We start from the raw sequence: 15,057 nt of genomic DNA, 5'->3' as shown, positions 1-15,057 counted from the left end.
AGCACTACGATGGAAATAGTTGAGAAACTAGTTGCTATTTTAAAAGAAAAGAAATTAACTATTTCCACGGTTGAATCAGCAACCGCAGGTCTTTTTGCTTCAAGCATCGGTAATATTCCTGGTGCTAGTCAGGTGTTAAAAGGAGCTCTTGTTTCTTATTCGAAGGAAATTAAAAGTACACTTGCTTCTGTTTCACCTAAGACACTCGAAGAAGAAGGAGCAATATCTTCTTTATGTGCGAAGGAAATGGCATTAGGTGGTCTTAAACTTTTCAACACTGATATATCAGTGTCAATTACAGGCAATGCTGGACCTTCTGGTGATGAAGAAAAACCTGTTGGACTTTTTTATATCGGTATTGGAATTCAAGATGTTGCCATTACTCGTGAATTCATGATTGCCGATAGTGGTCGTTTAATGAATCGAATTTCAATGGTCTGAGAAGCGACAGACTGATTAATTAACTTAATTAAAAAAAATAATTTCTAATTTTTCCGATTTACCACGAATAAATAAATAGGTGGTGAATTTAAAATGAAAGAAAAAATAAAAAACGAAAAACAAGACCCGCTTGCTTGTTTACAAGATAAATTTAATAAAAATGTTTTTAGTACAGCAAATGAAATTAATGAAGAAAAGTTTATAACATATTCAACAGGATCAATCTCAATTGATCAACTTACCGGCATTAATGGTATTCCAGCAGGACGAATTACGGAAATTTACGGAAATGAATCCAGTGGAAAAACAACAATCGCTCTTCAAATAGCTGCTGAGGTTCAAAAGCAAGGTAAAAGTGTAGTGATGATTGACCTTGAAGGTAGCTTTGATAAAAATTATTCCGCGAAGATAGGGGTAGATAACAGTAAAATGATTGTCGCAACTCCAAACACAGGTGAAATGGTTTTTGAGATGATTGAAAGTCTTCTTGATGCTGATAATCTTGGTTTAATTATCGTTGATAGTGTAGCTGCTATGGTACCAGAGAATGAGTATAATAGCGATATGAACGATCAACAAATGGGAGCACATGCTCGCTTAATGTCGAAAGGACTTCGTAAAATCCAAACAAAACTATCAAAGAGCGAAGTGGCATTAATTTTTATCAATCAAATTCGTGAAAAAATTAATGTATTCTTTGGTAATCCGGAAATAACAACAGGTGGACGTGCTTTGAAATTTTATTCAACAATCCGTCTTGAAACTAGAAAAGTTGATTTAATTAAAGACGGAAACAACAAAGTTGGAATTAAAATTAAGGTGACTTGTATTAAAAATAAGCTTGCCAATCCGTTATCAAATGCTTTTATTGACATTTTTTTTGGTCAAGGATTTGATTATAATAACGAAATAATTGACTTCGCTATTGCTTATAATATTATTAAGAAGTCTGGTTCGTGATTTAGTTTTAATGATAATAAAATTGGACAAGGACGAGAACAACTAAAAAACAAACTATTAAGCGATGATAAATTGTTTAATCAGGTAAAAGAACTAACGCTAAATTCATTAAACACACAACAAACTCCAAACGAAGAAATTTAGAAATGAACAGCTTAACGATTCTTGTAATTATTTTAATCATCTTATTCAGTGTTGCGACAATCATCATTCCAATGGTTGTTTCAATTACTTTAAAGATTCAAAAAAGAAAATTTATTGCTGTTCCGATTAATAAAAAAGAATATGATGAACTCGAGAATGATGTCAAACTTCTGCAGTATAAGTTAGAAACTGATGTTATTAAAATTAATGAATTACAAGATAAAATGCAAGCTGAAAAAGAGCGAGCAAATAAAGCTGAGGAGTTTTACCAAACAAAAATGAATGAAGAGTATCAAAAGTTAATTGGTCTTTCCTATGAGCAAATAAAAGATGAACTTTTTAAAAATGCTCGTTGCAAGTTTATTAATGAATTAAACCAAGAATTTATCCGTAAACGTAAAGAATTTATGATGAATTATGAACGTGAAGCCGGGGAATTATTACTTGATGTTATAAGAAATAAATGTAATGATATTTCTTTCCAAGAAACAAACACAAGAACATATTCGATTGACGAAAAGATGCGTGGTAAATTGTTTGGAGAAAAATGTTCAAACAAAAATCATTTTGTCAAAATCGCAGGTGTTGACTTTGACATTAAGGGTAAAGGAGACCACTCTCGAGCTACGATTTCATCATATGATCTAAAAAGACTTACGATTGCAGATCGAGCTCTTTCTGAAATCATTAATTCAAAAAATAACAGCATTTCAACCATAGAAAAAACCATTCGTAAATATGAAGAATCATATGAAGAAGATATGGTAATGAAGGGTCAAGAAATTGCCACAGAACTAAACTTAAATGTACCATTTGAACTTTATAGTTATATTGGGAAAATGGAACATAGAACTTCATATGGTCAATCATTACTTACTCACTCAATAGAATGTGCAGAGTTTGCTTTTCGAATTGCCAAAGCACTTAATCAACAATATGATATTAATGTTGATCCAGACAAAGCAAAACTTGCTGCATTCCTTCATGATATTGGTAAGACATACAATATTGATCAAAACATTGACCACGTTGATGCAGGAGTTAGATTAGCAAAACAATGTAATCTTGATGAGGAAATTGTTAATGCAATTGAAGCACATCATGATAAAGTGCCACACAAAACAATTATTGGTGCAATTGTTAAAGTAGCTGATTCGATTTCTTCATCTAGACCATTAGCTCGTAAGTGTAAAAACGAGGAACCAATTCAACTTAAGGTTGAAAAAATCAAAAGCATTGTGGGAAAACACAAACATATTAAAGATGTATTCATTATGCGATTTGGTGAAGAAATAAGGGTTATTGTTGATTCTGATTTCTATTGTGATATTGATTTACATGATCTTGCTACTGCTATAAAAAAAGAGGTTGATCAAAACTTTCCTGGTTCAAAAAATAATATTGAAGTCGTAATTGTTCGCGAGGTTATTTATCGAGCTAAGCATAACTACAAAGATAAGAGTTATTGCTCAAGCATGGATGATGAATTAATAGAAAAGAAAGAAGAAACCATTTAAGTGCTAATGACCTAAGTGGTTTCTTCTTGATTCATAAACAAAATAAATTAGATTAATAAAAAAACAATTATTCGTTTTTTTCTCCAGTGTTAATCTTTGGTAATTTTTTATCAACTTCAGCTTCGCACTGTTCGTTGCTAAAACTTGGATTTTTTCTTTTACATTCAGTGAGAGCATCGGTTCTTAATTGCTTTTTTCTTGAATTCGAGACTCCTCATGCTACAAAGACAATGATGATAGAAAGAATGATTCCAATAATTAATCAAATTTTAGCTCGCTTACTAAGTTTTACTCCCCCTTGAGAGCCGTTACCGGATTCAATAGGTTGTTCTGTATTAGTGAAGCTATTATTTGTTCCCTTGTAATTGTTCATTATTTAATTTTTCTAATTCTTTTTTAACGATATTTACAGATTCTTCGACAGTGTTTCTGGCATTAAGAATAATGTAGTTTATACCGAAGTCCTTACAAACATTAACCATATAGTCGGTATAAAGCTCTAATAATCTTTTAAAATAAGTCTCGTTAATTGTAAAGTTATCGATTTCAACTTTTCTATTTCTCTTAAAAATTCGTTCCTTAAATAATTCTCAATCCCCGTCTAGAATTACATAAAGTCGTGGAACTCCATGTTCGTAAACAAGTTCCTTACAAATACCTTGTCAAAGCCCATCGTAATATGAAAAAACACTCGGTTTGTCAATATTAGCAGATGCAAACAATCAATCTTCGAAAATTGATCGATCAAAAATAGTTAGGTTTTCTTGATTACAATTATCACGGTAATTTTTAAAACGATTTAAAACGAAATATAATTGAAACAAAGAACCAAATAAAACATTGTTATCTCTTTCATACATTTTTTGTAATAAAAGTGACATTAATTGGTCATTTTCCTGAAGTTCATAAATTACATTAGATGGTTGAAATTCTTGGTGTAAAGCTTCAGCCAGTGTTGATTTACCAAAAGCAATCATCCCCCCTATTACGATTGAATTTGACAACCTATTTCTTTTAAAAACAGGATATTTCGTTAGTTTTTGATTTTCAGTCATTTTATCCCCCACAAAGCCTTAGTATAAAACTTATTATAAATATAAAAATAGGGATAAACTGCAATTTATTACCTACACTTTTTAATTTTTTTATTCACTCTTTTTTAATAATATTTATATTAAAGGGATAGCATTTCAAACAAATTTAAAAGGACAAATATGAGCAAAACATCTTCTCTTTACCGAATTTATCGACCCAAATGCTTTAATGATGTCATTGGCCAGGAATTAATTAAAACAGCATTAACTAATGCAACTAAAAACAATAAGACACCCCATGCTCTTATCTTTTCTGGACCAAGAGGTATTGGTAAAACATCAATAGCTAAAATATTTAGCTGTGCACTCAATTGTCTCGAACCAGTTAACGGTGATTGTTGTACTAAATGTCAAGCATGTTTATTAATTATTAACGAACAAAGTAATGATATTTTTGAAATCGATGCTGCTAGCAATAATGGTGTTGATCAGATTAGGGTAATTATTGAAAATCTTAATTATCTACCCACTCAATTGAAATATAAAATTTATATTATTGATGAAGCTCATATGTTAACAACAGCAGCCTGGAATGCTTTGCTAAAATCTATTGAAGATGCTCCTGATTATGCTATTTTTATTTTTGCTACTACCGAATATTATAAAATTCCCTTAACAATAGTAAGCAGATGCTTAAGAATGGATTTTAATCGTTTAAATAATGATGAAATTTATAATTTGCTTAAGAAAACAATCGTCAAAGAAAATATTACTATTGAAGATAAAAGTATTAAAAAAATTGTTTCTTTAGCTGATGGTTCAGGACGTGATGCATTAAGCATACTTGATCAACTTTCAAGTTATGAAAAGATAAATGATGATTTAATTAACCAGGTTTTTGGTTTAGTTGATAATAATACAAAACTTGATTTTTTAAATTTAATTGCAGATAAAAAAATAACAGAAGCGAATAGTTTAATTCAAGATTTAAACATTAAAGGCGTTAATTTTAATTTATTTATAAATGATTTAATCGCAATATTATTAGAGGCCTTTAAAGTTAATTTAACTAGTGATTTAAGATATTTAATGTTAATGACAGTTGACCAATTTAACTTACTAAACAAGTTTAAAAATCAGCATAAAATTATTTTAGATACGCTAATTGAACTTCATAAAAACAAAAAAAATAGTTCTAATCTGCTACTTGATCTTGAAATTCTTGTTTATGAACTAGCAAACATTAATAACAAAGAAGTTAAATATGAATCTTCTAACATTGAAAAAAACTTATCACCTAAAAAAGACGAACAAACTTTTCTAAAAAAATCTATTCTTGAACCACAGTTGGATGTTGAAGGTACAATACAAGTAGAACAAAAAAAGAACCAATACAAAGTCCAACTAAACTCATTTAAAACAACCGATGTTATTTATCATCAAACCGCTTCTGGTGTTGAAATAAAAAACCAGCAAACTTTTAAAACCGAAACCGAAGATGATACTAATGAAAAAATAGCGGATGCCAAGGCTATAATTACATTCCGAAACAAGCAAAAAACGACTAAACTTATAAAGGAGTTTCAAAAATTGAAACAAGAAAATATGAAAGATGATATTTCAATTTTCTTTAATAATGTAATACCGGTTTTATCGTCATCCGCTGGTGCCATTTTTGTTACCGAATATCCATCTAAAATAGATAAAATAGAATCGCTTTTAAATGATGGGGAAATTCTTTCGACTATTCTAGAACCGTTTGATTGAAAGCCTAAAATTGTTGTTCTTACTACTAAGCAACTAAACGAACTACATAAGTTAAAAGGTAATAATAATTGACAAATCACTAAGGATGTAGATAATAATAAGCTAAAAGAACAACTAAAACAATTTGAAGTTGAAAAACAAAATAAAATTAACCTATTGAAGTTTTAAATACGAGGTAATTCATGGATTTTAAAAAATTAATGGCTGAAGCCAACAAAGTACAAAACACTTTAAAGAAGAGACAAGCGGAATTTGACGAACAAAGCTTTGAATATGATTACAAATCGTTGGTTAAAATAGTAATAAAAGGAACTCTAGAGATTACTGAAATTATTATTCAAAACGATATCGTCGACCATGATGACATCGACACTCTGCAAGATGTTATTAAAGCAGCTGTCAATAATGCGGTACTTGATGTTAATAAAAAGAAGAACGACCTTATTAATTCCATAATGCCATCACAAGGTGGTTTGTTCTAGGGTAGCATGGGGAAAAATAACGATTTTGAGTTGCTTGTTGATGCGCTCAAATCACTTCCTAATGTTGGTGGACGGAATGCTAAAAGATTTGCCTTCTTTTTAATTAAACAAGATATGAAATATATCAACGAATTTGTTGACCGTATTATCACCGCAAAAGAAAAGCTAAGTTATTGCAGAAATTGTGGTAATTTAGCCACCGATATTTTTTGCGATATCTGTAACGATAATTATCGTGATCGCAAAAAACTATTGATTGTTTCTTCCATTGAAGACCTTGAAAAAATTGAAGACTCAAATTTCTTTAAAGGTCTTTACCATGTGACTCATGGTGAACTTTCCATTAGAAAAGGAACCGCTATTGAACACACAAATTTATCTAACATTAAAGATCGTGTTCTTAATGGAAATTTTGATGAAATAATAATTGCGACTAGTTACACCCACGATGGGGAGATGACAGCTGAATACATAACCAATATGTTAAAAGATATAGAACATATTAAAATTTATCGAATAGGGTTTGGTATTCCATTAAATGCGAGCATTAATTATGCTGATAATGAAACCTTGAAACAATCCTTAATTAATAAAAGAGAAATCAAACACTAAAGGAGCACAATGTTATGTTAAAAGCAATGATTACTAATATCATTAGTAAAAGATTGTCTAAAAAATTAAAAAATTCAACTCTTCAAGATGAAGATATCAAACCGTTATTAAGTGAGATTAGAATTGCTTTACTAGATGCCGATGTTAACCTTTTAGTTGTTAAAAAATTTATTAATAGTATTAAGGAAAAAACCGTAGGAATCTATATTGAAGATAATCAAAAAGCATCGGATGTTGTTCTTCAAGTTGTTAAGGAAGAATTGATTAATATATTAGGTAAGGAACCTAAACCAGTTAATGTAAATAAACCGCTTGTAAAAATTATGATGGTTGGTCTTCAAGGTTCTGGTAAAACAACTACTTGTGGAAAATTAGCTAATTTTTTTCGTAATAAATATAATAAAAAACCACTTTTAGTTGCCGGAGACATATACCGACCAGCAGCAATTGATCAACTAAAAACCTTAGCTGAACAAACTAGAGTTGACTTTTATCAAGAAGGAACAATTAAACCGGAATTAATTGTTAGAAACGCCCTTGATCAAGCTAATAATAATGATAATGACTTAATTATTGTCGATACTGCAGGTCGTTTGCAAACTAATGAAGAGTTAATGCAAGAGTTATTAAATGTTAAGAAAACCTTAAGTCCTGATGAAATTTTTTTAGTAGTTGATAGTATGTCTGGACAAGACATTATTAATGTTGCAACTGAATTTAACAATTGATTGAAACTTACAGGTATTGTAATTACCAAACTAGACTCAGATGCCAGAGCGGGAGCTGCTCTTTCTCTAACATCATTACTTAATGTTCCGATTAAATATACCGGGACTGGGGAAAAAATTGGTTCAATAGATGACTTTTATCCGCAAAGAATGGCTGACCGAATTCTTGGTCTTGGTGACATCTTAACACTTGCTGAAAAAGCGGCAGATGTTATTGATGAGAAACAAGCTCGTGGTGCAATGCAGAGAATGATGGCCGGGAAAATGGATTTAGAAGATTTAATGAGACAAATTGGACAAATCGCAAATATGGGTAGTCTTTCTGGTCTTGCTGCAATGATTCCTGGTATTAATAAAATTTCACCAGATGAAATCGCTGAAGCTGAAGTAAAAATGAGAACTTGGTCTGTTCTGCTTTCATCAATGACAAAGAAAGAACGAAGAGATCCGCGTTTATTAAAACGTGACGCTTCTCGACGAATTCGTATTATTCGTGGTTCAGGGAGAACACCTGATGAACTTAACAAGCTGTTAAAACAATGAGAAACTTCTCGTGATAAAATGGCTGATATGGGTAAAATGCTAAAACAAGGGAAAAATCCATTTATGCAAGGTAATAATGGTGGATCATTTTTCTCTTAGAAATTAGGAACAAATGAAGAAGCACATAAAAAAAACTATATTAACCTCTATTTTTATTTCAACTTCCCTTGCTATTTTCGTTCCTGTTATTGCTAGTTGTAGCAACAAAAAAATAATTAAAGAACCAAGTGTAAATGTCTTTAATCCTGACGATTATGTTATTAGTTTGCCCGATACTGATCGCGGGTTGACTAATAACCTTTTTAATGAATATGACAATTTTAAACAAGAGTTAATCACTATCGATAAGTATGTTAATAATTATCCGACATCAAGTGAAAGAATTAAAAATTTAAAGAAAAACAACAAGCATTATATTTTTAGTCATCCGGGCTCAAAATATAAAAACCTATTAGTCGCATTAGATATTAACAATCATCATTTTTTAAATTGGATAAATAAATTAACTCCTAACACACTTTATGTTGATTTTTTGTCATTCTTATCTAATATTAAAAATACCAATGAAAGAGATGATTTAGTTTTCTCGAATACCTTACCGATTGTTGAAGTTTATCACTCTATGGGTGAAAAAAAAGAACCTTTAAGTTCTAATCAACCGATTTTTAAACAAGCCGAAGAAAATTCAAATAAAGATTTTTTTGATGCTAATAAAGATATAAAAGCCAAAGTTTCTTTCTGGTATTCATTTACAAACCGTGGAAACAGTTCAGTACAAATTAACGATCCTTTTACCAACAATCATTTAATTATCTCCCCTAATAGTACAAGAAAATTTTTTGTAGAAATTAATAATTCTTCAATAAAAATCGATTTTAGACCAACGAATAGGGTAGCTCAGCGGGATGAGTACGGTCAAACAAGAAATGAAGCAAATACATACAAACTTTTTTATAGTTTTGAAAATTTTAATGTTTATGACCAGGAAATTATTGTCGAACCAAACACTAAAATAGGAGACCAAAAGAAGGAAAAGAAAAATGAAAGACAACTTCATTTTACTGGAGACTATTCGTTTTTCTTTAATAATTATTCATATGTTTTAAACGACGAAATTTATAGTGCCGCATATAACAATAATTATTTTAATTTGAAGGATGAAGCAAATACATACATTAATAAGTTAAATAAAGAAACGATTAAAAGACAAATCGAAGATCAATACGAGACGACCTATCAAGTAAGCAAAAAGTTAGCTCATGGATTTTTAAACTTGTTAAGCGATATAAAAGAAGAAAAAACACTTAAAGAGGTTCTTAAAAATTCAAGTACTACCTTTGCTTTGTTGACTAATGTTCTTTTTAAGGATAAACAATTAGCAGAATTAGTTGGTTCTTTTACAAAAAATGATTCATTAGGTAATTTATTTGCAGTCGCAAAACCTATTTTAATTGAATTGATAAATTCTTTACCAGGACTTGATGATAATGTCAAAAGCGTTATTCTCCAAAGATTAGGTAGTTTTCAATTTAAAGAATTTCTAACAAATGAAATTACGGAAATTAAATCACTTTTAAATAGCTTAAACTTACCTGAATTAGCTCAATTTAAACCATTAATTACCCAAGTTATTGATTTAATTAATGAAACTGAAGCACGAAGTAAACGTGATGGTGTAGGAAATTATGGTGCAATTGATTTTATCGATAATTTAATTACTTTGCTTGTTAATGCTGCTAGAACTCTTGAACTAAGTATTAAAATACCAATTAATGGTAAAGAATATACCCTTAAGGAACTTGTTAATTTATTTAAACCAGTTATAGATAGTATTCTTATTAAGAAAAAACATATTGAGGAAAAAGATATTGAAAGTGAAGGTAATTATTACGAATATTACCTTTCTGAAACAAAAATAATTGACCTTATTTCTTTAAATACAGATGGCCAGGTTGATTACCGAATTGGTCTTGAGAATATTACCAACGCATTGTCCAAATTAGGTATTATAATTAACCCTAACATTCTTAGTATTCTCAACCAAGTTATCTTTAAAAATATTAATTGAACTAAGGAAAAAATAAAAACGGCCATTGATGTTTTTCTTTCTCCTGTAATAGCGGAAAATGACTCTATTAAAAACATTCATGACTTCATTGATAACGGTGTTAAAAAGACTCGAATTGGTGATTTTAATCTTGAATATGACAAAGATAACCAACAAATTAAGTCTCTTGATTTGAAGCATAAATATAGTCTAGAAGCAAGCATTACATTTGATATTTCACCACTTATTAATTTGCTACCACCTTCTATTTCGAGTTTAATTTCGAACGATGATACTTACCAACAAATTATTAATGAATTACCACGTAAGTTCATTTTTAAAAAAGGTGACTATGTTTTACATCATACGGTTGTAAAAAATGATAAAAAAATTCTTCCTTATTTTTTCCGCGACAAGAACAAAAGTAAGCATTTAAATTTAGGTTATCGTTTTTTTGTAACTAATGAAATAATTCCTTATTTTGGTAATACCATAGAAGCATTTGCACGAAGCAAAAGTAATAATAGCAGTGGTTTTTTAAATACAGAAAACATCGCTCAAGCTCTTTCGTTATTTTTATTTAAACAGCAATCATACGATTCTTTTTTAAATATTAATGAATCATTGGTTGATTACAATGACAGCAAAAATAATGAGTTTATTAATAAATTAGTTAACTTTAAGACTAATGTGTATCAAAGTGATACTGACATTGTTTTTGATCGAACAAAATTAACCAGTTCTTTAATTAATGAAATTTACTCTGATATTAAAACAAAAAAAATAAATGAATATACTTTTAAACCCGATGCATTAGGACGTCAACCTGTTATCTATCAAGCAAGAGATACAAACAATTTAACATTAGATTATTTGATTGAAAAGAAGATTATAATTTTAGGCAAAAACCTTAAAAAAGAAGATATTAATTTTTCAACATTAACTTTTAATATTGGTTTAAACGGAAAACAAAAGAACGATGAGATTGAATATGACATCGCTGGTCTTAAGAAAATTTATGTTTCGCTAAAATTTAATGTACCTGTCGTTGACCTTTCAATAAAAGAAAATCCAAAATTAGTTAATGAACTTTCATTTTTTATCTAATTAAATATCAACATTAAAAAAATCTACAGTTGAACCATAGATTTTATAAATTAAAGATTATTTAATTAGTGTTTGTGGTTATGTTCATCATGACCGTGCATATGGTCGTGTTCATGTTCATGAGTGTGTTCATGTTCATGTGAGTGTTCACCCATTATGAAATTGTCATGTGAGTGGTCTCCGTGTGGATGTTCGTGGCTATGGTCGTGTGTGTGAGTGTGTTCATGGCTGTGTTCTTCATTACAGCATTCCATATTGTTGTCACTATAGCAAGTATCTTTGTGTTGGTCGCTGCAACAATCTTTGTTGTCACTACAGCAGGTACTTTCGTGATCACTACAACAATCTTTGTCTTCACTGCAACAGGCACTTTCGTGGTCGCTGCAACAATCATCCTTACCACAACATTCTTCACTTTCATCATAAGACATTTCGTCGTCTTCAGAATAGTGAACATCAAGGAATTCCTTACTTAAATCTAAGATTTTGTCATCTGATGATAAGAAAGATTCAACCAAACTTTGTAGTTGGTCTTTTTTAAGATCAAACAGGATAACCGTTGACTCAAAGTCTGCATAATTGATGTAAAGTTCAGACCCTAAATCACTTTCCTTATACGCTTCTTCCCCACCTATTTCGTAGTATGTATCAATGTCTTCTGGTAAGACAGAAATTGTACGAGCATTAGCCAAATCAATATATGAATGACCAATTTTAATTAACTTTGCCATACAAACTCCTTCTAATGTTAAAAATATATTATTTATTATAATCTATATAATATATAAAGTTTATAAAGTTACAACTAAAACATTTGGTACAAATACTACAGGAAACCAATTAATTATGAATAAAATTGTCATTAAAGGTGCACGAGAACATAACCTTAAAAACATAAATTTGTCTTTACCTAAGGATAAGTTTATTGTTTTTACTGGAGTTTCTGGTTCCGGTAAATCTTCACTTGCTTTTGACACTATCTATAATGAGGGTAAAAGAAGATATTTTGAGAGTTTATCGAGTTATGCTCGAATGTTTCTTGGGAATACTGATAAGGCCGATGTTGATAGTATTGATGGGTTGTGTCCGACCATAGCCGTTGACCAAAAATCAATTAGTCATAATCCTAGAAGTACAGTTGGCACAATTACTGAAATTTACGATTACCTAAGAGTGCTTTATGCTCGAGTTGGAACCCCTTACTGTATTAACAACCATGGTGAAATAAAAGCACACACAGAAAAGGAAATGATTAATTTTCTTTTCAAACAAAAAGAGCAAGCGAAACTGCAAATTCTTAGTGTACAGGATAATGTTCTTAAAACTGATTTAGCGAAGATTATTGACGACCTTAAAAAGAAAGGTTACCTAAGAATACGTCTAAATGGTGAAATTTATGTGCTTGATGAAGCATTAAATTATGATGCGAAAAAAGACAATAAATTAGAAATCATTATCGACCGAATCGTTCTTAATTTTGATAGTGAAACTCAAAGTAGAATAGCAGATGCCATTGAAATTGCGATTAAGGATGGTAACGGTTCAATAACTTTTAATATTGACGGAGTTGATACAACCTTTAGCAAGAATGAATCTTGTTCTGTTTGCAACTTTGTTTTTAAGAAAATTGAACCTTCTCTTTTTAGTTTTAATAGTCCTTTTGGTGCTTGCGAAAATTGCAAAGGTCTTGGTTATAACTTTCTCCCTGATGAAAGAAAAATGATTCCAAATGACAACTTAAGCATTAATGACGGCGGAATTGATTATTTTAAGAACACTGTTAATACCAGTAATATGGATTGACAGCGTTTTAATTCAATAATTTTACATTACGGTATAGACAAAAAAGTTCCAATTAAAGAACTTAGTGACCAAGAACGTAAATTGCTTCTTTATGGTTCGGATGAACCAATTAATATTGATCTCGTTTCTAGCAATAATAAATCTTACTCGAGTGTGGAATATGTTGAGGGAATTCTTGAACTTGTAAAAAGAAGATATGAAGAGACATCATCAGAACTAGCACGTGAGCATTACAACAAATATATGAGTGAAATAACATGCAAGGTGTGCAAGGGACAAAGATTAAACAAATGTGCTCTTAATGTACTGATTAACAACAAAAACATCATTGATTTTACTAATATGAATATTAACGAGGGGATAGATTTTTTACTTAACACTTCGTTTAATAATGAGATGAAACAAATTGCTGAACCAGTTGTGAAGGAAGTTCTTGACCGTCTCTCTTTTCTTAAAAATGTTGGTCTTGATTATCTTTCGCTTTCACGGAATAGTTCGACCTTGTCAGGTGGTGAGTCACAACGGATTCGTTTAGCTACTCAAATTGGAAGTAAATTAACTGGTATTCTTTATGTCTTAGATGAACCATCTATTGGTTTACACCAAAAGGATAATGATAAACTGATTGCGACCTTAAAAGAAATGCGAGATCTTGGTAACACTTTAATTGTTGTAGAACACGATATCGATACAATGCTTAGTTGTGATTATCTTGTTGATATTGGTCCATACGCAGGTGTTAATGGTGGAAGAATCGTTGCTTCTGGTACTGTCCAAGAGGTGATGGATAATAAAGATTCGTTAACGGGTATGTACCTTCGGGGGGAGAAAAAAATCGATGTTCCTAAAACACGACGAAGTGGAAATGGACAGAAAATTATTTTAAAAGGTGCGAAACACAACAACCTTAAAAATGTTGATTTAACTGTACCACTAGGAAAGTTTAATGTGGTTACCGGAGTTTCTGGTTCAGGTAAATCTTCACTTATTCTTCAGACACTTGTTAAAGCAATAGAGAAGATAAATTTTAATCCTTTTGTCATTCCTGGTGCTTATTCAAATTTAATTGGTGCTAACCATATCGATAAACTAGTTGTGGTTAATCAAGAACCTATCGGCCGGACTTCAAGAAGCAATCCAGCTACCTATGTTGGTCTTTTTGAGGAAATTAGAAGTGTTTTTGAAAATACAATCGAAGCAAGGGCGAAAGGTTATACAAAAGGTCGCTTCTCGTTCAATGTTCGTGGGGGACGATGCGAACGATGTCAAGGTGATGGTACTCTTCGAATCTCAATGCATTTTTTACCAGATGTTTATATTGTGTGCGATGAATGTAAAGGGAAGAGATACAACGATGAAACTCTTCAAATTAAATACAAAGGAAAAACAATTTCTGATGTTTTAAATTTGAGTGTAGATCAAGCACTTGACTTTTTCAAAAATTTTCCTTCAATTCATCGAAAAATTTCATTACTTCAAGATGTAGGGTTAGGTTATCTTCAATTAGGAGCTTCGTCTACAACTCTTTCTGGTGGGGAAGCACAACGAATTAAATTAGCAAAATTTCTTCAAAGGAAACCAACGGGTAAAACTCTTTATGTCCTTGACGAACCTACAACCGGTCTTCATATTGACGATATTAGTAAATTGATTACAATATTAAATAAAATTGTTGATAACGGGGATACGGTGTTGGTAATTGAACACAATCTCGATTTAATAAAAGTTGCTGATCATATTATTGATTTAGGACCTGATGGAGGTTCTGCTGGTGGAAAAATAATTGCGACAGGAACTCCTGAACAAATTTTAGTAAAGGAAAATATTTCTTACACCGCTCAATATTTAAGAAAATACTTAAGGGAAAATTAA

The 15,057-nt window shown here is 30.7% G+C and carries 12 protein-coding genes; 9 read left to right on the top strand and 3 right to left on the bottom strand.

Annotation, left to right across the window (positions count from 1 at the left end; translation table 4 throughout):
* The first annotated feature begins 9 nt into the window (after window positions 1-9).
* Genes T416_RS0100125 through T416_RS0100115 form a run of 3 tightly spaced genes read left to right on the top strand, consistent with a single transcriptional unit; the run spans window position 10 to window position 3,062 of the window.
* Complete coding sequence (locus tag T416_RS0100125) at window positions 10-489, top strand: CinA family protein (protein WP_031488808.1); 480 nt, start codon at window positions 10-12, stop codon at window positions 487-489.
* A 45-nt stretch (window positions 490-534) separates the two neighbouring features.
* Window positions 535-1,545 (top strand): recombinase RecA, encoded by a 1,011-nt coding sequence (recA, locus tag T416_RS0100120; protein ID WP_031488807.1) that lies wholly within the window; start codon window positions 535-537, stop codon window positions 1,543-1,545.
* 2 nt (window positions 1,546-1,547) lie between these two features.
* Entirely contained in the window at window positions 1,548-3,062 is a 1,515-nt protein-coding gene (locus T416_RS0100115; RefSeq protein WP_031488806.1) for an HD domain-containing protein, read from the top strand.
* A gap of 67 nt (window positions 3,063-3,129) precedes the next feature.
* Here the strand turns inward: T416_RS0100115 and T416_RS0100110 are convergent, their stop codons facing one another.
* Both T416_RS0100110 and T416_RS0100105 read right to left on the bottom strand, forming a co-directional pair.
* Window positions 3,130-3,435, bottom strand: a complete 306-nt coding sequence (locus T416_RS0100110) for a hypothetical protein (protein ID WP_031488805.1) — start codon at window positions 3,433-3,435, stop codon at window positions 3,130-3,132.
* Window positions 3,410-4,117, bottom strand: a complete 708-nt coding sequence (locus T416_RS0100105) for a deoxynucleoside kinase (RefSeq protein WP_031488804.1) — start codon at window positions 4,115-4,117, stop codon at window positions 3,410-3,412. The genes T416_RS0100110 and T416_RS0100105 overlap by 26 nt, the downstream gene beginning before the upstream one ends.
* Before the next feature lie 159 nt (window positions 4,118-4,276).
* Between T416_RS0100105 and dnaX the strand changes: the two genes are divergently transcribed.
* Genes dnaX through T416_RS0100080 form a run of 5 tightly spaced genes read left to right on the top strand, consistent with a single transcriptional unit; the run spans window position 4,277 to window position 11,382 of the window.
* On the top strand, window positions 4,277-6,031 hold the full coding sequence (dnaX, locus tag T416_RS0100100) for a DNA polymerase III subunit gamma/tau (protein WP_031488803.1): 1,755 nt from the start codon (window positions 4,277-4,279) through the stop codon (window positions 6,029-6,031).
* Between the two features lie 14 nt (window positions 6,032-6,045).
* The gene (locus T416_RS0100095; RefSeq protein WP_031488802.1) at window positions 6,046-6,345 is read left to right on the top strand and encodes a YbaB/EbfC family nucleoid-associated protein; all 300 of its coding nucleotides are present in this window, start codon (window positions 6,046-6,048) and stop codon (window positions 6,343-6,345) included.
* Window positions 6,346-6,351: 6 nt separating this feature from the next.
* Window positions 6,352-6,957: a recombination mediator RecR gene (gene recR, locus T416_RS0100090; protein ID WP_031488801.1), complete on the top strand. Its 606-nt coding sequence runs from the start codon at window positions 6,352-6,354 to the stop codon at window positions 6,955-6,957.
* 14 nt (window positions 6,958-6,971) lie between these two features.
* Window positions 6,972-8,327 (top strand): signal recognition particle protein, encoded by a 1,356-nt coding sequence (gene ffh / locus T416_RS0100085; protein ID WP_031488800.1) that lies wholly within the window; start codon window positions 6,972-6,974, stop codon window positions 8,325-8,327.
* A gap of 13 nt (window positions 8,328-8,340) precedes the next feature.
* The gene (locus T416_RS0100080) at window positions 8,341-11,382 is read left to right on the top strand and encodes a hypothetical protein (RefSeq protein ID WP_031488799.1); all 3,042 of its coding nucleotides are present in this window, start codon (window positions 8,341-8,343) and stop codon (window positions 11,380-11,382) included.
* A 65-nt stretch (window positions 11,383-11,447) separates the two neighbouring features.
* Here T416_RS0100080 and T416_RS03475 read toward each other — a convergent pair whose 3' ends face one another.
* Window positions 11,448-12,113: a hypothetical protein gene (locus tag T416_RS03475; RefSeq protein ID WP_156953964.1), complete on the bottom strand. Its 666-nt coding sequence runs from the start codon at window positions 12,111-12,113 to the stop codon at window positions 11,448-11,450.
* Window positions 12,114-12,228: 115 nt separating this feature from the next.
* Between T416_RS03475 and uvrA the strand changes: the two genes are divergently transcribed.
* The gene (gene uvrA, locus T416_RS0100065) at window positions 12,229-15,057 is read left to right on the top strand and encodes an excinuclease ABC subunit UvrA (RefSeq protein ID WP_031488797.1); all 2,829 of its coding nucleotides are present in this window, start codon (window positions 12,229-12,231) and stop codon (window positions 15,055-15,057) included.

This window comes from Ureaplasma canigenitalium ATCC 51252, from assembly GCF_000712165.1.
Classification (GTDB): domain Bacteria; phylum Bacillota_I; class Bacilli_A; order Mycoplasmatales; family Mycoplasmoidaceae; genus Ureaplasma; species Ureaplasma canigenitalium.
This window is presented reverse-complemented; position numbering and strand designations above follow the sequence as displayed.